The organism is Paraburkholderia caribensis, assembly GCF_002902945.1.
Lineage (GTDB): Bacteria > Pseudomonadota > Gammaproteobacteria > Burkholderiales > Burkholderiaceae > Paraburkholderia > Paraburkholderia caribensis.
This window is the reverse complement of record NZ_CP026103.1, coordinates 1,304,274-1,329,622: the sequence shown is the minus strand read 5'-3', so window position 1 is coordinate 1,329,622 and position 25,349 is coordinate 1,304,274. Positions and strand designations below refer to the sequence as shown.

The 25,349-nt window shown below is 62.2% G+C and carries 25 protein-coding genes; 13 read left to right on the top strand and 12 right to left on the bottom strand.

Annotated features, from left to right (window positions below):
• Positions 1-53 precede the first annotated feature (53 nt).
• Positions 54-251 (top strand): hypothetical protein, encoded by a 198-nt coding sequence (locus C2L66_RS35530; RefSeq protein WP_054930799.1) that lies wholly within the window; start codon positions 54-56, stop codon positions 249-251.
• 122 nt (positions 252-373) lie between these two features.
• Here C2L66_RS35530 and C2L66_RS35525 read toward each other — a convergent pair whose 3' ends face one another.
• From C2L66_RS35525 to C2L66_RS35515, 3 genes are all read right to left on the bottom strand, one after another.
• Entirely contained in the window at positions 374-799 is a 426-nt protein-coding gene (locus C2L66_RS35525) for an organic hydroperoxide resistance protein (protein ID WP_035993798.1), read from the bottom strand.
• Positions 800-846: 47 nt separating this feature from the next.
• Positions 847-1,083: a tautomerase family protein gene (locus C2L66_RS35520; RefSeq protein WP_060610485.1), complete on the bottom strand. Its 237-nt coding sequence runs from the start codon at positions 1,081-1,083 to the stop codon at positions 847-849.
• 130 nt (positions 1,084-1,213) lie between these two features.
• Positions 1,214-1,570 carry an HvfC/BufC N-terminal domain-containing protein gene (locus tag C2L66_RS35515; RefSeq protein ID WP_233445056.1) on the bottom strand — a complete coding sequence of 119 codons (357 nt, stop codon included), beginning with the start codon at positions 1,568-1,570 and terminating at the stop codon, positions 1,214-1,216.
• 234 nt (positions 1,571-1,804) lie between these two features.
• Here C2L66_RS35515 and C2L66_RS35510 point away from each other — a divergent pair, with 234 nt between their 5' ends.
• On the top strand, positions 1,805-2,818 hold the full coding sequence (locus C2L66_RS35510; protein ID WP_060608570.1) for a D-cysteine desulfhydrase family protein: 1,014 nt from the start codon (positions 1,805-1,807) through the stop codon (positions 2,816-2,818).
• 55 nt (positions 2,819-2,873) lie between these two features.
• On the opposite strand, the gene C2L66_RS35505 is transcribed toward C2L66_RS35510, so the two are convergent.
• Positions 2,874-3,425, bottom strand: a complete 552-nt coding sequence (locus C2L66_RS35505) for a thioredoxin family protein (RefSeq protein ID WP_054930798.1) — start codon at positions 3,423-3,425, stop codon at positions 2,874-2,876.
• A gap of 460 nt (positions 3,426-3,885) precedes the next feature.
• On the opposite strand from C2L66_RS35505, the gene C2L66_RS35500 reads away from it, so the two are divergent.
• The 4 genes from C2L66_RS35500 to C2L66_RS35485 all read left to right on the top strand — a co-directional run bounded on the left by C2L66_RS35500 (position 3,886) and on the right by C2L66_RS35485 (position 6,810).
• A complete protein-coding gene (locus C2L66_RS35500) occupies positions 3,886-5,295 on the top strand; it encodes an MmgE/PrpD family protein (protein WP_060608567.1) in 1,410 nt (469 codons plus the stop codon).
• 26 nt (positions 5,296-5,321) lie between these two features.
• Positions 5,322-5,552 (top strand): tautomerase family protein, encoded by a 231-nt coding sequence (locus C2L66_RS35495; RefSeq protein WP_007579042.1) that lies wholly within the window; start codon positions 5,322-5,324, stop codon positions 5,550-5,552.
• A gap of 19 nt (positions 5,553-5,571) precedes the next feature.
• Positions 5,572-5,778: a tautomerase family protein gene (locus C2L66_RS35490; RefSeq protein ID WP_054930795.1), complete on the top strand. Its 207-nt coding sequence runs from the start codon at positions 5,572-5,574 to the stop codon at positions 5,776-5,778.
• Positions 5,779-5,922: 144 nt separating this feature from the next.
• Complete coding sequence (locus C2L66_RS35485) at positions 5,923-6,810, top strand: LysR family transcriptional regulator (protein ID WP_054930794.1); 888 nt, start codon at positions 5,923-5,925, stop codon at positions 6,808-6,810.
• 9 nt (positions 6,811-6,819) lie between these two features.
• Here the strand turns inward: C2L66_RS35485 and C2L66_RS35480 are convergent, their stop codons facing one another.
• Together C2L66_RS35480 and C2L66_RS35475 are read right to left on the bottom strand one after the other, a co-directional pair.
• Positions 6,820-7,767 carry a LysR family transcriptional regulator gene (locus C2L66_RS35480; protein WP_054930793.1) on the bottom strand — a complete coding sequence of 316 codons (948 nt, stop codon included), beginning with the start codon at positions 7,765-7,767 and terminating at the stop codon, positions 6,820-6,822.
• Between the two features lie 169 nt (positions 7,768-7,936).
• Positions 7,937-8,362 carry a VOC family protein gene (locus C2L66_RS35475; protein WP_060608564.1) on the bottom strand — a complete coding sequence of 142 codons (426 nt, stop codon included), beginning with the start codon at positions 8,360-8,362 and terminating at the stop codon, positions 7,937-7,939.
• 314 nt (positions 8,363-8,676) lie between these two features.
• On the opposite strand from C2L66_RS35475, the gene C2L66_RS35470 reads away from it, so the two are divergent.
• Positions 8,677-9,588 carry a PilZ domain-containing protein gene (locus tag C2L66_RS35470; protein ID WP_060608561.1) on the top strand — a complete coding sequence of 304 codons (912 nt, stop codon included), beginning with the start codon at positions 8,677-8,679 and terminating at the stop codon, positions 9,586-9,588.
• 188 nt (positions 9,589-9,776) lie between these two features.
• Here C2L66_RS35470 and C2L66_RS35465 read toward each other — a convergent pair whose 3' ends face one another.
• Positions 9,777-10,031 carry an H-NS family nucleoid-associated regulatory protein gene (locus C2L66_RS35465; protein ID WP_054930806.1) on the bottom strand — a complete coding sequence of 85 codons (255 nt, stop codon included), beginning with the start codon at positions 10,029-10,031 and terminating at the stop codon, positions 9,777-9,779.
• A gap of 328 nt (positions 10,032-10,359) precedes the next feature.
• Between C2L66_RS35465 and C2L66_RS35460 the strand changes: the two genes are divergently transcribed.
• The 5 genes from C2L66_RS35460 (at position 10,360) to C2L66_RS35435 (ending at position 16,435) form a co-directional block, all read left to right on the top strand.
• Entirely contained in the window at positions 10,360-10,740 is a 381-nt protein-coding gene (locus tag C2L66_RS35460; RefSeq protein ID WP_054930791.1) for a response regulator transcription factor, read from the top strand.
• Positions 10,741-11,065: 325 nt separating this feature from the next.
• A complete protein-coding gene (locus C2L66_RS35455; protein ID WP_082670503.1) occupies positions 11,066-13,267 on the top strand; it encodes a PAS domain-containing sensor histidine kinase in 2,202 nt (733 codons plus the stop codon).
• Entirely contained in the window at positions 13,257-13,931 is a 675-nt protein-coding gene (locus C2L66_RS35450; RefSeq protein ID WP_054930790.1) for a response regulator transcription factor, read from the top strand. Before C2L66_RS35455 ends, C2L66_RS35450 begins: the two co-directional genes overlap by 11 nt.
• A 1,081-nt stretch (positions 13,932-15,012) precedes the next feature.
• Positions 15,013-15,978 (top strand): helix-turn-helix domain-containing protein, encoded by a 966-nt coding sequence (locus C2L66_RS35440; protein WP_054932433.1) that lies wholly within the window; start codon positions 15,013-15,015, stop codon positions 15,976-15,978.
• A 70-nt stretch (positions 15,979-16,048) separates the two neighbouring features.
• Positions 16,049-16,435 (top strand): DUF3331 domain-containing protein, encoded by a 387-nt coding sequence (locus C2L66_RS35435; protein ID WP_054932432.1) that lies wholly within the window; start codon positions 16,049-16,051, stop codon positions 16,433-16,435.
• Positions 16,436-17,707: 1,272 nt separating this feature from the next.
• Here the strand turns inward: C2L66_RS35435 and C2L66_RS35430 are convergent.
• The 5 genes from C2L66_RS35430 to C2L66_RS35410 form a co-directional block, all read right to left on the bottom strand.
• Positions 17,708-18,697 (bottom strand): cytochrome d ubiquinol oxidase subunit II, encoded by a 990-nt coding sequence (locus C2L66_RS35430; protein ID WP_060608559.1) that lies wholly within the window; start codon positions 18,695-18,697, stop codon positions 17,708-17,710.
• A 30-nt stretch (positions 18,698-18,727) separates the two neighbouring features.
• Positions 18,728-20,128, bottom strand: coding sequence for a cytochrome ubiquinol oxidase subunit I (locus C2L66_RS35425; RefSeq protein ID WP_060608556.1), 1,401 nt, complete (start codon positions 20,126-20,128; stop codon positions 18,728-18,730).
• Positions 20,121-22,478, bottom strand: coding sequence for an FdhF/YdeP family oxidoreductase (locus C2L66_RS35420; protein WP_060608552.1), 2,358 nt, complete (start codon positions 22,476-22,478; stop codon positions 20,121-20,123). The genes C2L66_RS35425 and C2L66_RS35420 overlap by 8 nt, the downstream gene beginning before the upstream one ends.
• Before the next feature lie 275 nt (positions 22,479-22,753).
• Complete coding sequence (locus tag C2L66_RS35415) at positions 22,754-23,104, bottom strand: hypothetical protein (RefSeq protein ID WP_233445055.1); 351 nt, start codon at positions 23,102-23,104, stop codon at positions 22,754-22,756.
• Positions 23,101-24,075 (bottom strand): LysR family transcriptional regulator, encoded by a 975-nt coding sequence (locus tag C2L66_RS35410; RefSeq protein WP_060608549.1) that lies wholly within the window; start codon positions 24,073-24,075, stop codon positions 23,101-23,103. Before C2L66_RS35410 ends, C2L66_RS35415 begins: the two co-directional genes overlap by 4 nt.
• A gap of 589 nt (positions 24,076-24,664) precedes the next feature.
• Here C2L66_RS35410 and C2L66_RS35405 point away from each other — a divergent pair.
• Entirely contained in the window at positions 24,665-25,306 is a 642-nt protein-coding gene (locus C2L66_RS35405) for an HD domain-containing protein (RefSeq protein WP_054932425.1), read from the top strand.
• Positions 25,307-25,349: the final 43 nt, after the last annotated feature.

Here is a 25,349-nt window from a genome sequence, read left to right as displayed (position 1 = left end):
TAGGCCGACGTTTGAAACTCGACGTCGCGGCAGGCTCTACTGAGGATCAGGCAATGAAGCGCGAATCTTTGAACTTCCGGAATATCGACGACCATAGCGGCGCAGGCGTACGCATGCGCGTCGAAGCAGTATCGAGCGAGAACGCACAGGCGGCTGCCGTGCCGCGCAACTGGGCATGGGCGCATTTCAGCGATTCATACGACTGGATGGATTCGCATAGCCCGTCGGTGGTGACGGAGTTGCTGGACTGAACAGGCTATTGCGAATTGTGGTTCCCAATTGTGGTTCCGATTCGGCCGTTCAGATTCGCAATAGCTTATTGCCGGCCGCGCGATAATACGGCGGCCAGCAATTGAAGGTGTGAATCAATGCATCAGACGAGCGTGAGCTTCACGTCGATGTTATTACGCGTTGCATTTGAATACGGGCACACGATGTGAGCCTTGTTGACGAGATCTTGCGCGGCATCGCGCTCCATACCCGGCAATGATATTTTCATCTCGACTTCGATGCCGAACCCATTTGGAATCGGCCCGATCCCCACGCTGCTGTCGATCGACGCATCGGCGGGGATCGCGATCTTATCGCGTGCGGCAACGAATTTCATCGCACCGATAAAGCAGGCGCTGTAACCGGCGGCGAACAGCTGCTCCGGGTTCGCGCCTTCACCGCCTTTTCCGCCCAGTTCTTTTGGCGTGGTGAGCTTGAATTCAAGGTTGGCTTCGGGCACCGTCGCGCGGCCGTCACGGCCTCCCGTCGCGGTTGCGTGTGCAGTGTAAAGCGCCTTTTCGAGCGACATGGCAAACTCCTTCAATGAAGTGCTACGCGTTGTTGGAAGACTGCTGGTCAGGCTGATTTCGCTGCTTTGAGCTTGCGAATTTCCAGGGCCGGCAAACCGCCCCAGCCCCAATTGTCCGTCGGCACTTCCTCGATCACAACGAAGGTGGATTCGAGCGGCTTGTTCAGCACCTCGAGCAACACCTGGCTCACACCCTTGATGAGTTGCGCTTTTTCTTCGACGGTCACGCAATCCGCGCCGGGTTTCGTCCCTTCTCGCGTGACCTGAATGGTGACAATCGGCATCTTGCTCCCCCTCGATCGTAGTTGAGGAATGGGCGGAGAGCCGGCTACCGTCAGACACGCTCCCCCCACGATGAGTTCGCTGCCCAGCCATCCCGCCAGCAGCGCACCCGCTTTCGCCACGCCGTCCGCGTCACCCAGACGCTCGACGAGCAGATCGCATAGTGTTGCAAAGCTTTCGTTTTCGTGCAGACGAAGGAGCGCTTCGTACTCGCTGGCGTCGACACGCTTGAGGCACGACACGAATTGCCGCCGCCAGACGGTGCTCGATGTGCGTGATGGCCGCGTGTGGAAAGGCATCCGCGCCAAGCAACGTCCGTACCTGTGGAAACGAATGCTCAAGGCATTCGATCAATTGCCGGCGGTAGTTGTTCTGGTAGACCGACAGACCATACGATGCATCGCTGCCGACGCGGCGGGCGGCTTCTTCCGACCCGTCGGTCAGCCACGAGCGAAAGTCCTGTTGCCAACGATGATTCGTCGCGCTCACCAGGTCATAAAAGAGGAATGGCGTGATACGCGAGAATCTCGCTGGATTGCGAGAGCGGAAAGCCGGGCCATGAGCCCGCAAAGGCGCATGCAAACGCGATTAGTGATTGCATGGATTGTGTCCTGATGTTCAATATTGTCGGGCATTGATGGCCATTGAACGCCGCGTGCGGCGCACGCAGCGATGCTTTAACATTTGCGCGACAAACGTGGCCGAATACCTGGAGAATTCCGCATGCCAAACGCACTTGCTCTCGATCTCAGCGCATTTCCTCGTTACGCATTGATCGAGGGCCCTACGCCGATCCAGCATTTGAGCCGCTTGAGCAAGCAGTTGGGTGACGTCGATATCTATGTCAAGCGAGACGATCTCACGGGCCTTGGCGGTGGCGGCAGCAAGCTGCGAAAACTCGAATTCCTGCTGGGTGAAGCGCTCGCGCAAGGCGCGGATACGATCATCACGGTGGGCGCGCGCCAGTCGAATCACGCCCGGCTCACGGCTGCTGCGGCCGCGCGTGCGGGCCTGGCGTGCGAGGTCGTGCTGACGCGCATGGTGCCGCGCGAAGACGACGATTACGTCCACAATGGCAACGTGCTGCTCGACGCGCTGCTCGGCGCCCGCATTCACGATCTGCCCGGCAACGCCGACGCCATGGCGTTCGCGCAGAACCGCGCGGACGAGCTGCGCAAGGCGGGACACAAGGTCTATCTCGCGCCGCTGGGCGGCTCGTCTGCTGTCGGCAATCTCGGATATGCGGCGTGCGCGATGGAAATGCTCGACCAGTCGCGCGCGCTGGGCATTTCGTTCGATCGCATCGCCGTGCCCAACGGCAGCGGCGGCACGCAGGCGGGTCTTGTCGCTGGCTTGCTGGCGATGGGCGAGGACCCGACGCGCGTCGTGTCGCACAACGTGCTGGCGACGCATGAGAACACCTTGTCCAACACGCAACTGAAGGCGAAGGAAACGCTTGCGCTGCTTCGGCCCGACGCGGTTCTTTCCGACGCGAGCGTGATCGTCGAGGACGGGCAGCGCGGCGAAGGCTACGGCATTCCCACCGACGCGATGCGTGAAGCCGTGCGGCTGCTGGCGAGCGTCGAGGGCCTGCTTCTGGACCCTGTGTATAGCGGGAAAGCGTTCGCCGGCCTGCTGCACGACATCAGAAGCAGAGCCATCGGGCCAGGCGCGAAGGTCGTGTTCCTGATGACGGGCGGCCTGCCGGGACTGTACGCATATCGCAGCGCGTTTTGAGCGGATGGCGCGGCACAAGCGCCGCGCTTTATCCCTATCGCCACATTAGCCAACGTCAACCCGCGCGCGCCAGTTGCTCGCGCACGGCCGCTTCCGTCTTGTCGTAATCGCCTTCGCCGAAATGGCTATAGACGATGTGCCCCTGCTTGTCGATCAGATAGACGGCGGGCCAGTACTGGTTGCCATAAGCGTTCCACGTCGCGTACTGGTTGTCCTGCGCGACGGGGTAATGCAGCCCGTATTCCGCAATCGCCGCTTTAACCTTTTTCGTCTCGCGCTCGAACGCGTATTCAGGCGTATGCACGCCAACCACGACGAGCCCTTGATCCTTGTACTTCTGATACAGCTTCTCGACATGCGGCAGCGTGTTGATGCAGTTGACGCACGTGTACGTCCAGAAATCGACGAGCACGACTTTTCCGCGCAATTGCTGCATGGTCAGAGGCGGCGAATTCAGCCATTGATCGATACCGGCGAATTCCGGTGCGACGCTGTTCTTTGCGACGGGAACGGCCGTCGCGGCGCCGCTGTTGGCGACCAGTGCGCCCAGCCCGGCAACGGCAGCAATCGCAACGACAGTGGTCAGGGTTTTGATTCGGGAGAACATGTCAGCGTCCTTTGAGTGGAAGACATGGCTGTATTTGAACGTTCTCGCGTATCCCGGCTGTGTCGCCGTGTCGCGTGTTTGAATCTTCTTGTATCAGCGGGGTGCCTCGATACATTCGGACACAAAGGGGCGCATGGTCTGCGCTATAACGAGGGTATGACTCAATGTTGGAGGCAACCATGAAGCGGCTTTTGGCAATCTTCTTCTTTCTTGCGGGCGGACTGGCAACCGAAATCACGCATCCCGTCCAGTGCGACCTCATGACGACAAGCGGTGTGCAACAAAAGCGCCGGAGAACACGATAATCAATCTCTTCGAGGATAGGCGACGAAAGACTTCATGCTGAAAATGCATCGTCGCTATCAGCGCAGCAGATATCGGTATCCAAACCCTTCGCTTGATCTCCGCAGTGCGCGGTGCGACATTGAGCCACCCGTTCTTCATGCGAGACCTTCAAGCCATGAGTACTCTTACCGCTGTCGAGCGTATCGGCCGGTTTGCCGACGTTGCGCGCGCCAGTCATCTCACGCCGCCGACCCGGCACCTGCTTAAGCGAAACATCCTGGACAGCCTTGGGTGTGCAATCACCGCTTTGCCGGGCTCGCCTTTCAAGGCGCTCAGAGAGCAGTTCGACGAATATCGCGGCGGCGGCCCATGTACGCTGATCGGCGGCGGCTCGACTTCTCCGGATCAGGCGGCGCTGTACAACTCGGCACTCGTGCGTTACGTGGACCTGCTCGACAGCTACATGTCGCCAGGCGGTCTTTGTCATCCGAGCGACAACTTCGGCGCGGTACTGGCGGCAGCCGAACACGCATCGGCGGACGGCGAATCGTTCATGCTGGCGCTCGCAGTTGCGTATGAGATCGGCTGTCGCATCACCGCGATCGTCCCCGTCATGGCGAAGGGTTTCAACCACGCAATTCAACTGGCGATTTCGTCGGCAGCCGCTTCCGGAAAACTGCTTGGTCTCGACGCGGATCAAATCGCACATGCAATCGCCATCGCCACCGTCGACAACATCTCGCTCTCCTGCGTTCACTCTGAACCCGTGTCGTACTGGAAGGGCTTTTCGCCTGGTATCACCTGCATGCGGGCGGTTTATTCGGCCTCGCTTGCGAAGCGTGGTTTTACGGGCCCGCTGCGTCTTTTCGAGGGACCGAACGGACTCGTGCGTATGTTCGATCAACCGCTCGAAGTGGATTGGGAAGATTCGAGGCTGGAGATCGTCCATCAGACTGTGATGAAGAAGTACTGCTCGCTGATTCACGGCCAGCCCGTGCTCGAAGCCACGCTGGACCTGAAGCGCGCACACGCCATAACGGGCGGCGACATCGAAGCCGTGATTTGCGACATCTTCCAGATGGGCTATGACATCGCGGGTGGCGGCGGCTTTGGTGCAAAAGACCATCCGCAAACCAAAGAGCAGGCGGACTACAACCTCAAGTATCTGATTGCCGCAGCCTTGCTCGACGATCAGGTCGGTCCGGCTCAACTGGAACCCGCGCGTGTCCAGGCAGCCGACGCGCAAGCGCTGCTGAAGAAAGTCACGATACGCCCCGACGCCGCCTTTTCGGCGCAATACCCGCAGGCATTGAATACGCGCGTCACGATCCGCTGCCGCGACGGCCGTGTGGTGTCGAAGGAACACGTGGGCTTTGAAGGCGGTCTCGACAATCCGTTCACGTGGGAGCGGACGGTCGAAAAATTCAACTGGCTAAGCGAGCCCTATGCGGACGAAACGCTGCGCGGCGAGATCGTCGATCTCGTTTCCAGACTCGAAGAACATACCGTCGCGGAGTTGATGCAACGCCTCGCGAAGGTCAACCGGGAAGCGGTGTACCCGGTGAAGCATCCGGGAATTCAATAATTGCGTCAGGCATACAGGAGGTTCGAATGGCCCTGATTTCATGTGACATGCGATACGGTAGAACGGACGAACAGAAACGTCAGCTCGCAGCGGGTCTGCTGCGTGTGGTCAGCGAGGCGACGGGCGAAACGAAGAATGACATCTTCATTGTCTTTCGCGAGGGCCGGGGCATCAACTTCGTCGAGCATGGCGAGCATCTTCCCGAATACGTGGAAGGCGCAGCCAACGACAAAGAACTGATCAGCCGCCTCAAATAAACATTGCAGGAGTATTAGCATGCCTTTTATCGAATGTCATATTGCGGCGGGACTGACGCCGGCGCGTCGCGAGCAACTGATGCGAGACATCATTCAGGTCACGCACGACGCGATCGGCTCCGACCCGAAGATCATCAATGTGATCTTGCATGAGCATCCGCGCGAGAACATCAGCATATCGAGTCGCATCAATGGCGAGGAATTCAAGGCCAAAAAGGCGGGTTGAGAGCTTGCCAGAAGCCATGGCCGTGAACGTCGCGGCAATGCGCAAACCGGCTTTGGTGTAGGATGACGATCGACCTGCGCCCAGCGCAGTGCGGGCCTGTGAGGACAGTGTCAAGGCCTTGTCGATCTCATCGAGGTACACAGCATGGATGTCGCCGACCTCAAGGTGTTCGAGGCAGTGGCCCGTCACGGCAGCATGAACCGGGCGGCTGCCGAACTTCATACCGTTCAGTCCAATGTGACAGCGCGTATCCGGTCTCTCGAACGGGAAATTGGTGTGGCGCTGTTTCAGCGCCATGTGCGCGGCGTCAGCCTGACGCCTGCGGGGCAACGCATGCTGCCGTACGCGGCGCGCATTGCGAAACTGCTTGCGGACGCGCGGCTCGCGGCGCTCGACGACGGCCCGCCCGCGGGCGCACTGGCTTTAGGCACGCTCGAAACGACGGCTGCCCTGCGCCTTTCGCCGATATTGAGCAACTTCGCCAGAATCTATCCGCAAGTGCGCCTGTCCCTGACGACGGGCACGAGTTGCAGCCTGACGGAAGACGTGGCCGCATGCCGGCTCGATGGCGCGTTTGTCGCGGGTCCCGTCGAACATCCCGAACTGCACGCGGAAATGATCTTTCAGGAAGAACTGGTGCTGGTGACGCCGCGCAACCTGCGTGCGATGGATGCGCTGCGCGCCGTGCCCGAGCTCAAGACCATCGTGTTCAGATTGGGTTGTTCGTATCGTCAGCGGCTTGAAGCGCTGCTGGCCGAAATGGGCATCGTGACGGCCACGCCGCTCGAATTCGGTTCGCTCGATGCGATCATCGCGTGCGTCGCGGCGGGTATCGGCGTGACGCTGTTGCCGCGCGGCGTCGTATCGGGCGCGGCCGAGCAGGATATCGTCGCGCTTCATTCGTTGCCGCCGGAGAAAGCGCAGGTTGCGACGCTGTTTATTCGCCGGCATGACGCCTACGTGTCGAGCGCGATGCAGGCATTCGTCGAAGTGACGCGCTCGCGGCTCGGCCCCGTGATGGCGGCAGCCTAAGTCAGTAACTTAAGCAGCCTGCGCCTGGGCATCCGGCAAGGGTGCCCGCCGCCGTGCGCTGTTGAGGCGAAAGAACTCGGTGCAAAAGTCGACAAAGGTTCTGAAGCGCGCCGGCAGCAATTCCCGGTGCGAATAGAACAGACAGATTTCGACTTCGCTGTCCGAGATCGAGCAGCCGGGCAAAACGGGCACCAGCTTGCCCATCGCCACATCTTCCCGCGCCATGGCCTCCGGTAACTCCGCAATGCCGGCACCCGCCAGCGCCGCCGCGCGCAACAGCACGTCGTTGCCGTCCATCGACGACATCGGAATCACCTGCACAGGCTGGCCATTTTCGATCACCTGCACGTAGTTCGTGCTGCGCTGGCGCGACTGGGACGGCAACAGCAGAAAGTGCCCGGCGAGATCCGCCGCGCGGTGCGGCGTGCCGCGTTGCGCCAGATAATCGGCGGATGCGACCAGCGACCTCGACGATTTGAACAAGGTTCTGCGAATGACGGCGGACTGCTCGACCTGATGCGGCGGAAGCATCGCCATATCGAACTGTCCGTCATAGAGATTGACGGCGCCTTCGTCCACGGAAACGACGAGGTTCACGTTCGGCGCGACGGCGCGATAACTGGACAGGAACTGCGAGAACGTCTCGCTCACCAACATCGGATGAATCACCAGACGCAGCTTGCCGCTGTCCACTTCGCGCTCGCGCATGATGCGGCGATTCGCTTCGTCGAGTTCTTCGAGCAGGCGGCAGCAACTGAGGTAATACGATTGCGCTTCTTCCGTCAGCGTGACGGAGCGCGTGGTGCGATGGAGCACGCGCGTCTGGATGGAAGTTTCCAGCTTCGCAATCGCTTTAGAAATCGAGCCAGTCGTCACGCCCAGCGAGGCAGCCGCCTTGCTGAAACTTTGATGCTGCGCCGCCGAGACGAACGCCCTCAACATGTAAAGCTGGTCCATGTTCAACCTCTGCTCTGTTGCTGCCCGACTGCACTGGCATCACTCTAGCAACAGATCACGAGAAGAACGCGCGGTTTGTTTTGATAGGGGTATCACCCGCGGTGATAGGTCATCGCCGCGGCCCTTTCTGCCCGTCATGGATTAGCAGTGGGCGAGTGCAATACGCTGCTCAGCCAGCTGCCTTGAGACGCGGATCGAAGTCGAACTCGAGCCGGATGCCGCCGGGTTCATAGATCATCGTGTGACGTTTCGGTCCAGCGCCGAGATTCTCCGGCGCGAACTCGACCTTGACGCCGGGCCACTGCGAGACGCGCCTGAAAATCTCGCTGAGCGCCTCCTCGCTGCCGACACGCAACGCAAGATGATGCAGGCCGACGTTGGTCTTGCGGTCGAACGCTACGAGGTTCGCCTGATTGGTGACTTGCCACAGCGTCAGCATCACGTGTCCATCCGACACGAACGCGGCGGGGTAGTCCGGCTTTTCGCCGACCTGCTTCCATTGCAGGCATTCGACGAAGAAGTCACGCGTCAAGTTCAGATCGCGCACGGCGAGACCAACGTGATCGATGCCGGAAGTGAGTGCCTGGGTAGTCATGTCGGATTGTCCTGTGCAGTAGGCGGGGATTGTCCCGTGATAGCACGCGAAACTCGCTAACGCAAACGAGGCGACGATGGCGGCCATTATAGGGACGCGCCGCGACGAAGATTCTTGAGCCGCTGGAAACCAACCTTTGCGAGCCGGGCGTTGCGCACGACGGCGTTTTGCGTACGTCTGCCGGGACAATCGGCTCGGACAAACGTTTGCCAGGTTGGTCATGACCGCCACGTCGTGCATACTTGCTGCCTGCACGCGCTGCGCATACTGCACGATTGCGATGCGGTAAAAAGTTCGAGAGGAGAAAACGAGTCATGCCGTTGGTGCCGCTGTCGCAACGGGAGGTCACGATCGGGGTTCCACTGCCGTTTTCCGTCTACACGGCGGACGGCAGGCTGCTGATGGCGCGCGGGCACATCATTCACAGCGCGGCGCAATGCGAACGGCTATTTGTGCAAGGGCCGTTCAGGCAGCCGTTTCCCGGCGAGCGGCGCGAGGACGCCAGACCTGAGGACGCGGACATCACGCCTCCGTCCGCCGGGCGCGCGCGGCGCGGCCACGAAGACCAGACGCTGGTTGGCCCCTTTCCCGTATCGGGCTGCATCCCGGAAGACTTCGTGATCACGCTGGCAAACGGCCCGGCCATTTCCTCGCGCACCCGCTTCGTCGGCGCACTCGACGACGTCAGCCTGCTGCTCGCGGGCGCGGGCGTCGATCCCGCGTTCGCGCCGGGCGAGGCTGTCGAAGGCCAGTTCATCGCGGGGCGCTATCGCCATGCGTTCGAATCGGAAGTCGTCGGCCGGCATACGTCGCCGTTCGACGTGCTGTATCTGCGTTACCCCACGGAAGTCCGCTCGCGGGCGTTGCGTCGGCACGTGCGCGTCGGCATCGACGTGACCGCGCGCCTCTCGCAAAACGACCGGCCCATGGCGGGGACGGAGGTACGCGCAGTCGATCTGAGCGCTGCGGGCGTCGGCCTGCTGGTGAACGCGAACTCGAATTCGCTCGCGCCCGGCGAGCACTTCAAGCTCTCGCTGCCGCTCGCGCGTGCCGGGCGCGTGCGCACGGCGCCGCTGAACTGCATCGCGCGCAACCGCCGCACGAAGGACGGGGAAACCCTGGTCGGCGCCGAATTCGGCAATACGTCAGGCGACGTGCGCGCGCTGGTCAAGGAGTATGTGCTGGACGTGCTGACGGGCGCTGTGCCGCCCGAGCGCCACGCTTAGCGCGACAGCCGCTGCGCGCGTCGGATCGGCGCGAAAAAAAGCCGACGTCGTCGTCGGCTAAATCGGTTCCCGCGGTTGCGAGGGGGTGCACAGGAACCGCCGCCATGATACGGACGGCAACATGAAGAGACGCTTAACGACCTGCGAGATGCCGCATTCGCGCCGATCGCATCATGTGGCCGTGCGCGTCACTCGCACAGAAAGTGATCGACGCTTTGCCCCGCCGCGACCGCGCGGCGCAGCCATTCCGGGTGCTCGCCGTCGCCCGTCCACGTGTTGCCCGACGCATCGCGGTAGCGGACCCGTTTCGCTTCGTCGATATCCTGCTGCAGCGCATGTTGCAGCGCTTCCAATGTGATATTGCACTCCTGCATGCGGCGCTTGAGCCAGACGATCAGCCGCTCGCGCGCTTCGCCTTCGAGATGTTCAATGACGGCGGACACGTTGTTTTCCTCGTTTGCAAAAAGACGGTGCATCCCGTCGCGATGGGGCGAGCCGGGCGCTTGCCCGCGACGTCGACAATGTAGTAAGGCCGCGCGCAAACGGGTTTCCGCATGGCACGAGCGGGTTTCGAAACGCACGGCGGCAGGGCTGGAATGTGCCGTAAGGCAGGCCGGCCGGGCTTGCCGGGCGGTGCGCACAGCCGTGCGGAGGGCCAGCACTATACCTACATATGATTCTCGCGGCGCGGCGATTCCCATAAGATGGAATCATCTTGAACGGCATGACGCAGTATGGTGCCGTCGCAAACCAACGGCCGAGGAAAGTCGCTTGCACAACCATCCGATCGCTTCAGTCATCGACGACGACGAATCCGTCCGCACCGCGATGTCTAGCCTCGTTCGTTCGCTGGATTGGGATGTCCGGCTGTACGCATCGGCCGAGGCGTTCCTCGCATCCGACGTGGACCAGGTCGCGTGCATCATCTCCGACGTGCAAATGCCCGGCATGAGCGGTCTCGACATGTATCGTCATCTGCTCGACAAGGGCGTGACGCAGCCCATCATTTTCATCTCCGCATTCGCTTCCGACGCGGTGCGCCGCCAGGCACTCGACCTGGGCGCGATGTGCGTGCTGACCAAACCTGTCGACGGCGCCGAAGTGTCGCGCTGCCTCGCGCGGCTCGAACCTGACGGCTCGCAGGGCGAATGAGGCCGGCGCGGTTTGCCGCGCCGCGGCCCTATGACACGGGTTCTCGAGCTATTCGGATAGAATCCTTACCGGATTGAAATGGGCCGGCTTGCGGGATGTCCGACTGTCGAGCGACGCGTGTGGCGGCGCGAATCAGGGTTGCGCCGCCCGCTGAAAAATGCGGCTGGGAAATGCCGCTAATAATGCCGCTACTAAATGCCGCAAATAAATGCCGTAAATAAATGCCGCAAATAAATGCCGCACACCAGCGCTCTCGAGGAACGCCTATGCCGAAGATGTGCCGTTCATTCCACTCTATAGCCATACCGCACGTTCTCGGGGCGTCATGATGTTCCGCCAGGCGGCAGGGATGACGTCGGCTCGCGACGCGCGCGTTCTTTTTTCTCTGGCGGGCATCGTCGGCGTGATCGTGTTCGTGATCGACGCGCTGACGCCGCTCGACATCGCGATTGCGGTGCTGTATGTGGTCGTCGTGATGCTCGTCGCGTCGACGGGCTTGCGGCATGCCACGATCGCCACGGCATGCGCCTGTGCGGCGCTGACGGTGATCGCTTTTCTGATGTCGCACGACGAGAACTATTCGGGCGGCTCGATTGCGCGCGGCATCGTGAGCCTGCTTGCAATTGGCACGACCTCGTTTCTCTCGCTGCGCAACCAGGCGAACACCGCACGGCTGCAGGAGCAGATCCAGTTGCTGAACCTGACGCACGACGCGATTGTCGCGTACGACATGAGCGACCGCATCACGTTCTGGAACCAGGGCGCCGAGGAACTGTACGGCTGGACGGCCGAGCAGGCAATCGGCCAGCGCATCCACGAACTGACGCGCACCAGCTCATCCATTCCCGTTCACGAATTGCGCGACGAGGTGGTGCGCAAGGGCCGCTGGGAAGGTGAACTGGAGCGCGTGCGCAGCGACGGCAGCTCCGTCATCGTGTCGAGCCGCTTTGCGCTGTGGCGCGACGACAAGGGCAGGCCGCGCGCGATACTCGCGACCAACAACGACATCACGATGCGCAAGCGCATGGAAGCCGAGTTGCAGCGGCAGCAGGAGGACCTGCGCGCGACCATCGACGCGATTCCCGGCATGGTCTGGAGTTCGTCGCGCGATGGCGAACTGAGCTACATCAACCGCCGCTGGAACGAGCTTGGCATCACGCTGACGGGTGGCAGCGGCGACGTGTGGACGTCGATCGTGCATCCCGACGACTGGCCCGCGATGCATGCGGCGTGGCGCGGCGCGATTGCCACGGGCAAGCCGTTCGAGAACGTCGCACGCATCCGCCAGAGCAACGGCTCGTACCGGTGGATGCATATCGGCGCGGACCCGCTGCGTGATCAGAACGGCCAGATTCTGCGCTGGTACGGCGTGAATACCGATATCGAGGAGCGCAAGCAGGCCGAGCAGGCGCTGGAGCGCAGCGAGGCGTTCCTGTCCGACGCGCAGCGTTTGAGCCGCACGGGCAGCATCGCCACGCGCCTGCCCGCGGGCGCGATGTGGTGGTCGGACGAGACTTATCGGATCTTCGAGTATTCGCCTGACTACACGCCGGGCATGGAGCTGATCCTGGCGCGCACGCATCCCGACGATCTCGCACTGGTGCGCGAGGCGTACGAATCGGGGCGGTCGGGCGCGCCGTATGTCGATGTCGAGCACCGGCTGCAGATGCCCGACGGGCGCATCAAGTATGTGCACTACGTCGCGCATCTGGCCGTGCCGCAGTCGGCCAGCATCGAATACGTGGGCGCGCTGATGGACGTGACGGAGCGCCATCTCGCGCAGGACGCGCTCGACCGTTCGACGGCGGAACTCGCGCATGTCACGCGCGTGACGATGCTCGGCGAACTGGCTGCGTCGATTGCGCATGAAGTCACGCAGCCGCTCGCCGCGATCGTCACGGCGGGCGACGCCGCGACGCGCTGGCTGAACCGCGCGAAGCCCGATCTCGGCGAGGTCGGCCAGTCGATCAGTCAGATGGTGCGCGACGCGAAGCGCGCCAGCGACGTGATCCGCCAGATTCGCTCGATGGCGCAGAAGCGCGATCCGAGCCAGGCGGTGCTCGATCTGAACGGTATCGTGAGAGAATCAATCGAGCTTGTGCGGCGGGAACTGGACGCCGCGCGGGTCGAGCTGGAAGCCAGCTACGCGGAGCCGCCGCCGTTGGTGTGCGGCGACCGTGTGCAGCTTCAGCAGGTGGTCATCAATCTCGTGATGAATGGCGTGCAGGCGATGGCAGGTATCACGGGACAGGCGCGGCGCATGTGCATCGCCACGAGCCGCGTGGACGGGCATTATGGGCAGGTCGCCGTCGAAGATTCGGGAACCGGCATCAGCGAGGAGAACGTGGGGCGGCTTTTCAACGCGTTCTTCACGACCAAGGCGGACGGCATGGGGATGGGGCTGTCGATCTGCCGGTCGATCGTCGAGGCGCACGGCGGGCGTATCTGGGCCGAGTCTGAAGAGGGACGGGGCGCAACGATGCAATTCGTTTTGCCGATCGATAAAGGAACGTGCGATGAGCAGTGATGAAATGAACGACCCGAATCAGTCGATCGTTTATGTCGTCGACGACGACGATTCGATGCGCGCGGCCGTCACGATGTTGCTGCGGTCGGTGGGTTTGCGGGTTGAGGCTTTTGCGTCTGCGCAGGAGTTTTTGTCTTTGGACAAGCCTGATATTCCCAGTTGCCTGATTCTGGATGTGCGGCTGAAGGGGCAGAGCGGGCTTGCTGTGCAGGAGCAGATTGCTGCGGGCAATGTGCATGTGCCGATTATCTTCATGACGGCGCATGGCGATATTGCGATGTCGGTGAAGGCGATGAAGGCTGGCGCGATGGATTTTCTGGCCAAGCCGTTTCGGGATCAGGACATGCTCGATGCGGTTGCGACTGCGCTCGCCAAGGACGAGGAACGGAGAAAGTCCGAACGTTCGGTTTCTGATTTGCGGAAAAGGTATGAGTCGCTGACGCCGCGAGAGCGTGAAGTGATGGCTTTTGTTGCTAGCGGGCTCATGAATAAGCAGATTGCTGCTGAGATGAATCTCAGTGAGATTACTGTCAAGATTCATCGTGGGCAGGCTATGAAGAAGATGGAGTCCCGGTCGTTGGCTGATTTTGTTCTTAAGGCGGAAGCGCTGGGGGTTAAGTCATTGGAAGGGGGGGCGTCGGCGCGGACGCAGCGCGGGGTTTGAGGTTTTGGTGTTGTTCTGGCCCGTTTCGGGTTTTTTAGGCGTTGCCGGTCGGTGTGGTTGTTTTTGCGCTGGCATTCGCGGTTTGCTTTTGCTTTTGCTTTCGCTGGCATCCGCGATTTGTTATCTAGCTTCACGCGTCGCCCCTGTGCGGGGCGGCACCTACTTTTCTTTGCCGCCGCAAAGAAAAGTAGGCAAAAGAAAGCGGCTCACACCGCCAGTGCTAGTTCTTGCCTGAGGGTCCCCAAAGGTTCTTACACTTCACACGGCAGCCACGTGACCCACGTTCGTTGCCAACGCTCTGAATGAGCGCCTCACCCGCTTCATATCCCCGCGTTTCAGCATGCCGCGCCAGACAGTCCACCGCCGCCCAGGTGGCAAACTGTGTGTCGGCTTTCGGGCCATACGCGCACCACTCCGGACCGATAGCGCACGCACCCCACCTTGTAAGAGCGCCGAGCCATACGACGCGACAACCTACACACAGTTTGCCACCTGGGCGGCACATACCATTCGCTGCCGCTGGCCCGGGTACGGGTAATTGAAGCGGGTGAGGCGTTTATTCGAAGCGTTGGCAACGGGCACCAACCAGGGCCACTGGTGTGTGAAGTGTGGGGACGTTGGGGGCCCGTGGGTAAGCGTCAAGAATTGGCGGTGTGAGCCGCTTTCTTTTGCCTACTTTTCTTTGCGGCGGCAAAGAAAAGTAGGTGCCGCCCCGCACAGGGGCGACGCGTGAAGCGAGCTAACAAAACGCGGATGCCAGCGAGAAGGCAAACACACGAACCGAACCGCCGCTGCGCGAAGGCAAAACGCGGATGCCAGCGCAGCGGCCAGAACACACCAAACCAAACCAAACCAAACCAAACCAAACCAAACCAAACCAAACCAAACCAAACCAAACCTCAACCCGCGCCGCGTCCGCGCCGACGCCCATTAAACCTTCATATAGGTTGACACAACCATTCGACTGCAAGGGCAACCCTATGTACGGCTAGTCGCGCCAGGCTCATCCGTTTAACTTTGATTCCATCGCGGCAGCGACATCCAGGCCGCAATCAAATCACTGAAACGGGAAAAACCTGCCATGACCACCACAATGCTCGACCTGCACGCCCCGCTAGCCGATGTCGTGTCGCGCCGCCAGGCATCCCCCATCGTCGCCGAACAGCAATGGCGCCGCATGACCGCGTCCGCGTCCGCGCACGACGCCGCGACCCAGCGCGATAACGTCGTCGTCATGCGCTGGACCCACAACGGCGATGCGCCGCTCGAAGTATCGAACGAAGGAAGCGCCGACGATCACTGCATCGGCCTGAACCTGAAGTGCGCGGCAATGACCTTCGATCACGCCGGACGCAGGCTCGTGCACGGCCGCCTGACGGCAGGCGCCGTTCAGGTCACCGCGCCCGCCGTGCCGACCAAGGCCGTGTTCGCGTCGTCCGCGGACGTGCTGCATCTGTTCGTGTCGCAACAGGTCCTCGCCGAGTGCTATCAGGACCTGTTCCAGCACTCGCGCGACACCGGCATCGTGCTCGACGATCCCGAACTCATCCGCGACCCCGTGCTCGAGCGTCTGGGCCAGGCACTGGCCGTCTCGCAGAGCAACGACGCCGCGCTCGGCAAGATGTTTACCGACAGCGTCAGCCTCGCAATCGTGTCGCACATCGTCGCGCGTCATTTCGCCGGTGCCACGCGCCGTTCGCGCGAAGCCGCGCCGCTGCCGCAATGGCGCATGAACCGCGTGATCGAGTTCGTCGACGCTCACCTCGCCGAACCGATCGGACTTGCCGACATCGCCGCGAGCGCCGGCCTCACGCGCATGCATTTCGCCGCGCAGTTCCGGCGCGCAACGGGCGTGCGTCCGCACGAATACCTGCTGCGCCGGCGTGTCGAGCATGCCCAACATCTGCTCGTGACATCGAAGCACAACGTGATGGATGTCGCCCTCAGTTGCGGATTCCGCTCGCAGGCCCACTTCACGACCGTGTTCAAGAAGTTCGTCGGCGAAACGCCGCATCGCTGGAAAGAAAAGACCAACGACGCGCGCTAACGCGCCGTCCCGTGCCTTCGACAGCGCAGCAGCCTCGCCCGAACCGATCGCTTTCCACAGGAGTTTCGACATGCTGGCAAACGCAAACGTGATGGACCCATGGACCCAGACCATCGGTCTGCTAGGGACGGCGTCGCGCCTGATGGCCGTCGCGGAAGCCGCAGCACAGCCGCGTCACAAGACGCGCAGCGCGGATGAGCCCGTGGGCGCGCAGGTGACGCTGATCGACCGCCCGACGCCGTCGACGGCCACCATCGCGTGGCGCGATTCCACGCGCGGCTGTTTCGGCGATCAGGTCTGGCGCATGGCGCGCGCGCGCATGCCGGGCTTTTGCGCGATGAGCGGCCAGGCCATCCGCCCCGGCGACGCCGTGTACAAGCCAAATCCACGGCCCACGCCCGTCAATGGCGATGCGATGATCCTGGCGTCCGTCCTGCGCGACGCGGCCACCCTCTGAACAGGGCGAGTCGTGTCAGGCAGGCGGCGCGCGATGTCCCCTGCAATGCGAATGACGCGGCACATGTGGCATGGTCCCCGGCTTGGGGCGCGACGCGGCCGCGAACGGGCGAGTCGTGCAAGATGGGATCTGGCATCCGCGCTTTGCCTTCGCGGAGCGGCGGTTCGGTGTGTTTGCCTTTGCGCTGGCATCCGCGTTACGTTAGCGTGCTTCACGCGTCGCCGTTCGGTGTTATCGGCCTTTTCGCTGGCATCCGCGTGACGTTAGCTCGCTTCAGGCGTCGCCCCTGTGCGGGGCGGCACCTACTTTTCTTTGCCGCCGCAAAGAAAAGTAGGCAAAAGAAAGCGGCTCACACCGCCAGCTCTTCTTCTTGCCTGAGGGCCCCCACAGGTTCTTACGCTTCACACGGCAATCACGTGACCCACGTTCGTTGCTAACGCTCTTGCGGTGCGCCTCACCCGCTTCAAGCTCCCGCGTCACGGCACGCCTTGCCGAGCAGTCCACGGCCGCCCAGGTGGCAAACTGTGTGTCGGCTTTCGCGCCATACGCGCACCACTCCGGACCGATAGCGCACGCATCCCACCTTGTAAGAGCGCCGAGCTATACGACGCGACAACCTACACACAGTTTGCCACCTGGGCGGCGCATACCATTCGCTGCCGCTGGCTCATGTACGGGTGTTTGAAGTGGGTGAGGCGCTTATTCAGCGCGCTGGCAACGCGCAGGAACGAGGGCGCTGGCGGGTGAAGCGTGGGGCCGTTGGGGGCCCGTGGACAAAGGTCAAGGGCTGGCGGTGTGAGCCGCTTTCTTTTGCCTACTTTTCTTTGCGGCGGCAAAGAAAAGTAGGTGCCGCCCCGCACAGGGGCGACGCGTGGAGTGAGCTAACAATTCGCGGATGCCAGCGAAAGCAAATACCAAAACACCAAACAACGATGCATGTTGCGGCGGCAAAGAAAAGTAAGTTCCGTCCCGCACAGGGGCGCCGCGTGAAGCGCGCTAACAAAACGCGGATGCCATCGAAAGCAAATGCGAAAACACTAAACAAGGACCCATGTTGCGGCGGCAAAGAAAAGTAGGCGCCCCCCCGCAGGGGGCAACGCATAAAGCAAGACAACGCATCGCGGCTGCCAGCGAAAAAGCAAAACACGCCGACCGGCGACCCAATGCCCGACCTACGCGACGAGCGCCGCATCTTCAACCGTCTGGGGTGATCGACATCACGGCTCCAGGACGCCCGGAAACGCGGCCACATCATCGCCTACCCAAGTCTAATCACTCCCCCGCATGCGCTTCGCCGACCACCTTGCCACGGAAGATGTAGTACTGGTACAGGTTGTACCCGATCATCACGGGAAAGATCAGTCCGATACCAGCAAGCATGAACGCGAGCGTATGCGAATCGGAAGCGGCCTCCACGATCCCCAGCTTGCCTGGCACGAAGTCCGGGAACAGGCTCACCGCAAGGCCGGCGAACGACACGATGAACAGCGTCACCGCACCGCGAAACGGCCCGCGCGACGCGCCCATGTACAGCGACGCCATGATGAACGCGAAGGCGAGCGCCGCGGCAAGGCCGAGCGCGATCAGCACATGCATGACGCCGGGCTGCGACCAGCGCTCGAGGCCCACATCGCTGAAGAACCATGTCGCGATGGTCAGCAGCAACGCGGCGGCGACCGTCAGCACCGCGCTCAGCAGCGCTAGACGGCGCGACCATTGCTCGATCATACCCACCGTCTTCTTGACCAGATACGTCGCGCCCAGCAGCGCATAGCCCGCCACCACGCCGATGGCCGCCACGACGACGAACCCCTGGCTCATCTCGCCCGGCACGAGTCCCGTAACGATCTTGCCGAGCACGACGCCTTGCGCGAGCGCGGCGACCAGGCTGCCGATGCCGAACACCTTGTCCCACAGCGGACCGTGCTCGACACTGTGGCGGAACTCGATGGCCGCGCCGCGCATGATGAGCCCCGCGATCAGCGCCATGATGGGCAGGTAGAGATCCTGCATCAGCTGCGCGTACGCAAGCGGAAACGCGCCGAACAGACCGCCGCCGAGCACGACGAGCCAGGTTTCGTTCGCGTCCCAGACGTGGCCGATCGACTCGACCATCACGTCGCGGTCTTCGCGCCGCGAGCGCAGCAGACTGAGAATGCCGACGCCGAGATCGAAGCCGTCCGTCACGACGTAAAAGACCAGCATCAGGCCGAGCAGGCCGAACCACACGTAGGCCAGCAACGAATGTGTAGAGCTATCCATGAGGCAACCTCTTGAGGGGAGTACGCGGCATCAATAGCCGGAAATGGATTTCGTCGACGCGGCGCGCGCCGTGACGATCGCGGGCGGCACGCTGGTCAGGTCGGGGCCCGTGCGCAGCCAGCGGCGCGCGAGGACGAAGAACGTGACGAGCAGCACGACATAGAACGCGAAGAACATCGCCATGCTCAGCGAGACCGAGGAGGGCGCCACCGTGGATGCCGCCTGGCTCGTGCGCAGCAGCCCATACACGACCCACGGCTGACGTCCCACTTCGCGCACGATCCAGCCAGCTTCGACGGCAACGTAAGGCAGCGGAATGCACAGCACCCAGGCGAGCAGCAGCTTGCGGCGCGCGAGCAGCGCATCGAGGCTGCCGCGTGCCTTGCGCAGCGCGTAGACGGTCCAGAACGCCAGCAGCATGAAGCAGAAGCCGATGCCCGCCATCACGCGGAACGCGTAGTAGAGCAGGGGGATCATCGGCGGCTGGTCTTCGGGCTTGAAGTCGGTCAAGCCCTTCACCTGACCATGCAGCGAGTGCGTGCCGAGCACGCTCAGCATGCCGGGCACTTCCAGCGACCAGTCATTGCGCTGCGCCTGCTTGTCGGGCCACGCGAGCAGCGACCACGACGCGCCCGTGCCCGGCGCATTGGTGTGCCAGTGGCCTTCGATCGCCGCGCCCTTCGCGGGCTGCGTCTCGAACACACTGACGCCGCTCGAATCGCCGAGCCACACTTGCAGCGGCGCGGCGATCACGAGCACGGTAAGCGCGATCTTGAACGAGCGCGCGAAGAACTCGGGGTGGCGCTTGCGGAACAGGTTGTACGCGGAAATGCCCGCGATCACGAACATGCCCGTTTCGATGGCCGCAACCCACATGTGCGACACGCCCCACACCATGTCGGGATTGAAGATCGCGGCCAGATAGTTCGTCACCTCGATCTTGCCGTCGACCACGGCATATCCCGCCGGCGTCTGCATCCACGAGTTGGCGACCATGATCCAGAACGCCGAGATGCTGGAGCCGAGCGCGACCATGCCCGTCGCGAACAGGTGCACGCCGCGCGGCACGCGTCCCCAGCCGAGCAGCATCACGCCGACGAAACCCGCTTCGAGCATGAACGCCATCGCGCCTTCGAAACCGAGAATGTTGCCGATGAACTGGCCGCTGTACTGCGAGAAGCCTGCCCAGTTGGTGCCGAACTGAAACTCCATCGGAATGCCGCTGACCACGCCCACCGCGAAGTTCAGCACCAGCAGCTTGCTCCAGAAGCGCGCCTGACGGTAGTACATGACGTCGCCCGTTTTGATCCACAGTGCTTCGACGAGCACGAGGAAAGCGGACAGGCTGATGGTCAGGATCGGCCACAGAATATGGAAGATGGCCGTCATCGCGAACTGTGCGCGCGACAGGTTGGCAACGTGATCAAGCATGGCTGTTCTCCCCAGCGTGCGACGCGGCCTGCATGACGATGGCGCGTGTTGCGGAGTCGGGGCCGACGGCGGCGGCGCGCCCGATCTTCACGGGCACCGACTTGTACGACGGCGTGCGGCTTTGCGGATCGAACGCGTAGAGCGGCACGAGCGGATTCACCTCGGGGTAGTACGCACCGCAGCATCCGTCGGGCAGCGAATACTCGACCACCTTGAAGCTGCGGATCACGCGTTCGATGCCGTCGGTGGAGAGCGCGACGATATCGACGCGCTCGCCCGGATGCAGCCCGCGTTTGTGCAGTTCGTGCTGGTTCATGAACACCACGTCGCGCTGGCCGAACACGCCGCGATAGCGGTCCGAGTGCGAATAGAGGGTGGTGTTGTACTGGTCGTGGCTGCGCATGGTGGTGAGCCAAAGCGCGTCGGGATCGTCGTGCCAGGGGTTCTCGTCGAGCCCTTTGAAGACGAGGAAATTCGCGCGGCCCGTCGGCGTGTCCCACACGCGTTCGCGCGCGTTCGACGTGAGATGGAAGCCGCCCGGCACGCGGATGCGTTCGTTGTAGGCCTGGAAAATCGGGAACACGATTTCGATCGCATCGCGAATATGGTCGTAGTTCGCGACCATCTGCTCCCAGGGCACGCGCGACTTCTCGCCGAGCGTCGCGCGCGCAATGCCCGCGACGATAGCCGGCTCGCTCATCAGGTGCGGCGACGCGGGCTCGTTGCGGCCGGCCGACGCGTGCACCATCGACATCGAATCTTCGACGGTGATCGACTGCGGGCCGCCCGCCTGAATGTCGATTTCCGTGCGGCCGAGGCACGGCAGAATCAACGCTTCCTTGCCATGCACGAGATGGCTGCGATTCAGCTTGGTCGCGATGTGCACGGTCAGGTTGAGCTTGCGGATCGCTTCCTGCATGCGTACCCAGTCGGGAATCGCGGCCGCGAAGTTGCCGCCGAGTCCGATGAACACTTTTGCGTCGCCGCGCATCATCGCTTCGAGCGTCGCGATCACGTCGTTGCCGTGGTTGGCCGGCGGGCGAAAACCGAAGGCGCGCTCGATGCCTTCAATTAGGCCCTTGTTCGGTTTTTCGGTGATGCCGACCGTGCGGTTGCCTTGCACGTTCGAATGTCCGCGCACCGGGCAGATGCCCGCGCCTTCGCGGCCGACGTTGCCGCGCAGCAGCGCGAGATTGGCGATCTGCTGGACGTTCTCCGTGCCGCGATGGTGCTGCGTAATGCCCATGCCGTACACGAGAATCGCATTGTCGGCCTGCATGTAGATGTTCGCCGCGTTCTCGATATCGGCGCGCGACAGACCCGAATGCCGTTCGATCGCATCCCAGGATGTTGCGCGCAGATCGTCGAGCAGCGCATCGATCCCGTGCGTATGGCCCTGGATGAATTCGATGTCGAGGATGCGCGGTTTGTCGGCGGCGAGCGCGGCGTCGTCGGCTTCGACGATGGCCTTCATCATCCCCTTGAGCACGGCGACGTCGCCGCCTACCTTGACCTGATACAGGAACGTGCTGATCGGCGTGTAGCCGAGCGTCGCCATTTCAACGGGGTTCTGCGGCGACGCGAAGCGCTCCAGCGCGCGTTCGCGGAACGGATTGAAGGATACGATCTTCGCGCCGCGGCGCGACGCCGAATGCAGGTCGCTCATCATCCGCGGGCTGTTGGTGCCGGGGTTCTGCCCGAAGATGAAGATCGCGTCGGCGTGTTCGAAGTCTTCGAGCAGCACCGTACCTTTGCCGACGCCGATCGACTGCGGCAAGCCGACGCTGGTCGCTTCGTGGCACATGTTCGAGCAGTCGGGAAAATTGTTGCTGCCGAACTCGCGGACGAACAACTGGTAGAGAAACGCCGCTTCGTTCGACGCACGGCCCGACGTGTAGAAATCGGCCTGATCGGGATGGTCGAGCGCGTTCAGATGGCGGCCCACCAGCGCGAACGCATCGTCCCAGCTGATGGGCGCATAGCGGTCCGTGCTGGCGTCATAGACCATCGGATGCGTGAGGCGGCCGGCCATTTCGAGGTCGTAGTCGTCCCATGCGGTGAGCTCGGACACGCTGTGCGCGGCGAAGAACTCTGGCGTGCAGCGGTTCACGGTCGCTTCCCATGCGACGGCCTTTGCGCCGTTCTCGCAAAACTCGAACGACGAGGTGTGCTTCGGGTCGGGCCATGCGCAGCCCGGACAATCGAAGCCTTGCGGCTGGTTCATATGCAGCAGCGTCTTTGCGCCCGAGACGGGGATGCCCTGAAGCGTCAGCGCTTCACCCGTTGCCTTGAGCGCGCCCCAACCGCCTGCGGGGTCGCTGTAAATACGGATCACCTTTTTTTTGCCCATTTCCGTTTCCTGTCGAGTCGAATCAGTGTCATCGAACGAATGATCGGGTCACGGAAACAAGGCGTCTTGCCTGTTTGCCCGCTGGTTTTATTTCCACACGGAGTTGCCTGACTGATTACCGCGCGTTCAGGTCTGCGAGCGAATCGTTCGATGCCCTGTTTTAGCCGTCAGCGGATGAAGAAGTCGCCATCGCCATTCATCACGATCGAAAAAAAAGCGGGCGATTTGTCTGACACAAATCGCCCGCTTTTTTAAGCACGAACCTGAACTGCAGGTTACGTCCAGTACTTGTAATCGGTCACGCTGCGCTGATACCCACCCATGCCGCGATGCGTGTGCCGCTCGCGCACGGGCTCGCCGAAACTGCCGAGCTTTAGCATCGCAGGCCGCGCTCGCGCGGGCACATGCTCCTTCCACGGCGACGAAACATCCGTCGCCGATACGGGCGTTGGCTTGCCTGCTTCGGCGGCCAGACGTTCAAGCGGCAATTGCGCATTCGCGCCGACCACGAGAATCGCCTGCATCACGCCCGGTGCCTGATACGCACAGGTCGCAGCCAACGCAACGCTACATGCGGCAATCGCATAGCTGGGCCGGAAGAAAGGAAAGGCGATGGTGCGCATCATGCATTCTCCATTACGCGCGCTACATGGCTAAAGGTTTGAGGTTGGTGCCCGGTTAAGACGCGGGTGTCGAGCGCCTCTTTCAGATGCGACGTCATGAAGTCGATGAAGGTCTTGATCTTCGCGTCGATATGATGCCGGCTTGAATAAACGGCGAAAACGCTCGTATTTTGAAGGCGCGATTCGGGGAATAACTGAAGCAGCCTGCCATTGCGGAGGTCGTCGATTACGCAATGCACCGGCAATGCCGCGACGCCCGCGCCCGCCAGCGTGGCAATGCGGGTCGCCTCAGTGTCGTTGATCGCGAACTGACGGGCGCCCTCCGGACCCGTCGACTGTCCCGCCGGCTTCACGAGGCTGAGCTTCACAGGATGGCCGTTCGGCTCGACGCGGAACGGCATCGGCGTCAGCGCGTGTTCGTCGAGATCGTTCGCGGTTTCGACCCGATGCGTCTGAAGAAAAGCGGGGGACGCGACCAGCACGCGCTCGCAGTGACCGATCAGCTTGCAGACGTTGCGCGAATCGGGCAACGCCGGCGCGGCGACGATCGACACATCCACATCATCTTCGAGCAGGTTCGCCATGCGCGGCAGAAACTTCACCTGCACCGCGACGCTCGGAAAGCGCTTGCGATACTCCAGAATGGAATGCGTCAGTTGCGCAAGGCCGAGGTCGGTCACGCAGTGAATCCGCAGCGTGCCGCGCGCGCTGGTGTGCGCGTCGCCCGCCTCGGCTTCGGCGTCCTCCAGGTCGGCGAGAATCTTCTTGCACTTCCGGTAGTAGCGCTCGCCCGGTTCCGTCAGCGAAACCTTGCGCGTCGTACGTTGCAGCAGCCGTGCGTGCAAGTGGTCTTCGAGCGACGACACGGCGCGCGACACACTGCCCGTGCTGCAGTTCATGTGGTCTGCCACCGCGCTGAAACTGCCCGACTCGACGACGCGCGAGAAAATGCGCATGCTCAAGATCTTGTCCATGGAACCGTTCACCTCGTGCTGTCTGATCCGTTTTGTCTTTGTGCGGAATACGTTCTTTTGCCGCTTGAGACAAAGATAGACCGGGGCGACGGAATGAACCATCGTACGTTGGGACGTCTGCTTAATCCAAGTAGTCAGGGCTTCATACGTTCGTATAGGGCGGCGCGCGCGATTCGCTGCGGCCAGACCATCCGTTGCGCGGAGATCGATCAATCCGTTCGCGCTGCAATCCGGCATTGCGCTGGACGCAATCAAAACCGCGTGACATGACGTGTAGACTTCGTGCGTCTCGTCAAGCGGCGGCGCTTCAGGAAATTTAAAGGCACGAAATCGCGCGCGACGCCTCCGCCCGCACGGCCAGCAGCCATGTGCTCAGTGCAAACGCGATGTGTTTCGCGGCGCGCACCGCGCGATGCCGGGGGCATTGCAGGCGCTTAAAACAGGGAAGTCCGGCGTAGAAACATACGGATCTCACCGCGCGTATTCAGGTTTTTTAATGCTTCGACAAAGTATTCTTCACTCCGCATTGCTACGCTGCACGGTGCATTGGAGCACATGGCCGGGCATCATCCGGCGCGGAGGAGTCAACATGAACAAGAACGTGGCCGGCGTCGACATTCCCGACGGCGTGCTGGCTCGCGCGGCTTTCGAGCATGTTCGCGGCATCGAGCCCGAGCTGTTGTTGCATCACGCGTTGCGCGTGTTTCTGTTCGCTGCGTTGATAGGCTGCAAGGAAGCGCTCGCGTTCGACATGGAACTGCTGTACGTGAGCGCGCTTTTTCACAACGCCGGGCTGAACGAGCGGTACGCCCATTCGCCGAACCGCTTCGAGATCGACAGCGCGAACGCGGCGCGCGAGTTTCTGCGTTGTCATCGCGCCGACGAATCCGCGACGGCGCAAGTGTGGACCGCGATCGCGCTGCATACCACGCCCGGCATTCCCGAACACATGCCGCCCCTCGTCGCGCTGCTCAGCGCCGGCGTGCAAATGGACGTGCGCGGCGCGCGCTATCACGAGTTCATCGCGCAGCAGCGCAATGACATCGTGCAGGCGTTTCCGCGCGAACGCGGCTTCAAGACGAAGCTGATCGAGGCGTACGCGCGCGGCATGGAGCATCGGCCTGAAACGACGTTCGGCACGGTCAACGCGGACGTGCTCGACAGATGGGACCCGGACTATCGGCGTCTGAATTTTTGCGGGCTGGTGCTGGGGTCGGAGTGGCCTCACTAGCGGCCGCTCGCGTCAACATATCCAGTCAAGGCAAAGCAAAGTC

What these genes read in the sequence shown, in the direction of transcription:
- C2L66_RS35470 (WP_060608561.1), top strand. Translation starts at nt 8,677, where the DNA reads ATGCCGTTGGTGCCGCTGTCGCAACGGGAGGTCACGATCGGGGTTCCA.
- C2L66_RS35490 (WP_054930795.1), top strand. Translation starts at nt 5,572, where the DNA reads ATGCCTTTTATCGAATGTCATATTGCGGCGGGACTGACGCCGGCGCGT.
- C2L66_RS35405 (WP_054932425.1), top strand. Translation starts at nt 24,665, where the DNA reads ATGAACAAGAACGTGGCCGGCGTCGACATTCCCGACGGCGTGCTGGCT.
- C2L66_RS35435 (WP_054932432.1), top strand. Translation starts at nt 16,049, where the DNA reads ATGCTGGCAAACGCAAACGTGATGGACCCATGGACCCAGACCATCGGT.
- C2L66_RS35425 (WP_060608556.1), bottom strand. Translation starts at nt 20,128, where the DNA reads ATGCTTGATCACGTTGCCAACCTGTCGCGCGCACAGTTCGCGATGACG.
- C2L66_RS35455 (WP_082670503.1), top strand. Translation starts at nt 11,066, where the DNA reads ATGATGTTCCGCCAGGCGGCAGGGATGACGTCGGCTCGCGACGCGCGC.
- C2L66_RS35420 (WP_060608552.1), bottom strand. Translation starts at nt 22,478, where the DNA reads ATGGGCAAAAAAAAGGTGATCCGTATTTACAGCGACCCCGCAGGCGGT.
- C2L66_RS35485 (WP_054930794.1), top strand. Translation starts at nt 5,923, where the DNA reads ATGGATGTCGCCGACCTCAAGGTGTTCGAGGCAGTGGCCCGTCACGGC.
- C2L66_RS35510 (WP_060608570.1), top strand. Translation starts at nt 1,805, where the DNA reads ATGCCAAACGCACTTGCTCTCGATCTCAGCGCATTTCCTCGTTACGCA.
- C2L66_RS35505 (WP_054930798.1), bottom strand. Translation starts at nt 3,425, where the DNA reads ATGTTCTCCCGAATCAAAACCCTGACCACTGTCGTTGCGATTGCTGCC.
- C2L66_RS35410 (WP_060608549.1), bottom strand. Translation starts at nt 24,075, where the DNA reads ATGGACAAGATCTTGAGCATGCGCATTTTCTCGCGCGTCGTCGAGTCG.
- C2L66_RS35440 (WP_054932433.1), top strand. Translation starts at nt 15,013, where the DNA reads ATGACCACCACAATGCTCGACCTGCACGCCCCGCTAGCCGATGTCGTG.
- C2L66_RS35430 (WP_060608559.1), bottom strand. Translation starts at nt 18,697, where the DNA reads ATGGATAGCTCTACACATTCGTTGCTGGCCTACGTGTGGTTCGGCCTG.
- C2L66_RS35530 (WP_054930799.1), top strand. Translation starts at nt 54, where the DNA reads ATGAAGCGCGAATCTTTGAACTTCCGGAATATCGACGACCATAGCGGC.
- C2L66_RS35480 (WP_054930793.1), bottom strand. Translation starts at nt 7,767, where the DNA reads ATGGACCAGCTTTACATGTTGAGGGCGTTCGTCTCGGCGGCGCAGCAT.
- C2L66_RS35495 (WP_007579042.1), top strand. Translation starts at nt 5,322, where the DNA reads ATGGCCCTGATTTCATGTGACATGCGATACGGTAGAACGGACGAACAG.
- C2L66_RS35450 (WP_054930790.1), top strand. Translation starts at nt 13,257, where the DNA reads ATGAGCAGTGATGAAATGAACGACCCGAATCAGTCGATCGTTTATGTC.
- C2L66_RS35500 (WP_060608567.1), top strand. Translation starts at nt 3,886, where the DNA reads ATGAGTACTCTTACCGCTGTCGAGCGTATCGGCCGGTTTGCCGACGTT.
- C2L66_RS35520 (WP_060610485.1), bottom strand. Translation starts at nt 1,083, where the DNA reads ATGCCGATTGTCACCATTCAGGTCACGCGAGAAGGGACGAAACCCGGC.
- C2L66_RS35525 (WP_035993798.1), bottom strand. Translation starts at nt 799, where the DNA reads ATGTCGCTCGAAAAGGCGCTTTACACTGCACACGCAACCGCGACGGGA.
- C2L66_RS35415 (WP_233445055.1), bottom strand. Translation starts at nt 23,104, where the DNA reads ATGATGCGCACCATCGCCTTTCCTTTCTTCCGGCCCAGCTATGCGATT.
- C2L66_RS35475 (WP_060608564.1), bottom strand. Translation starts at nt 8,362, where the DNA reads ATGACTACCCAGGCACTCACTTCCGGCATCGATCACGTTGGTCTCGCC.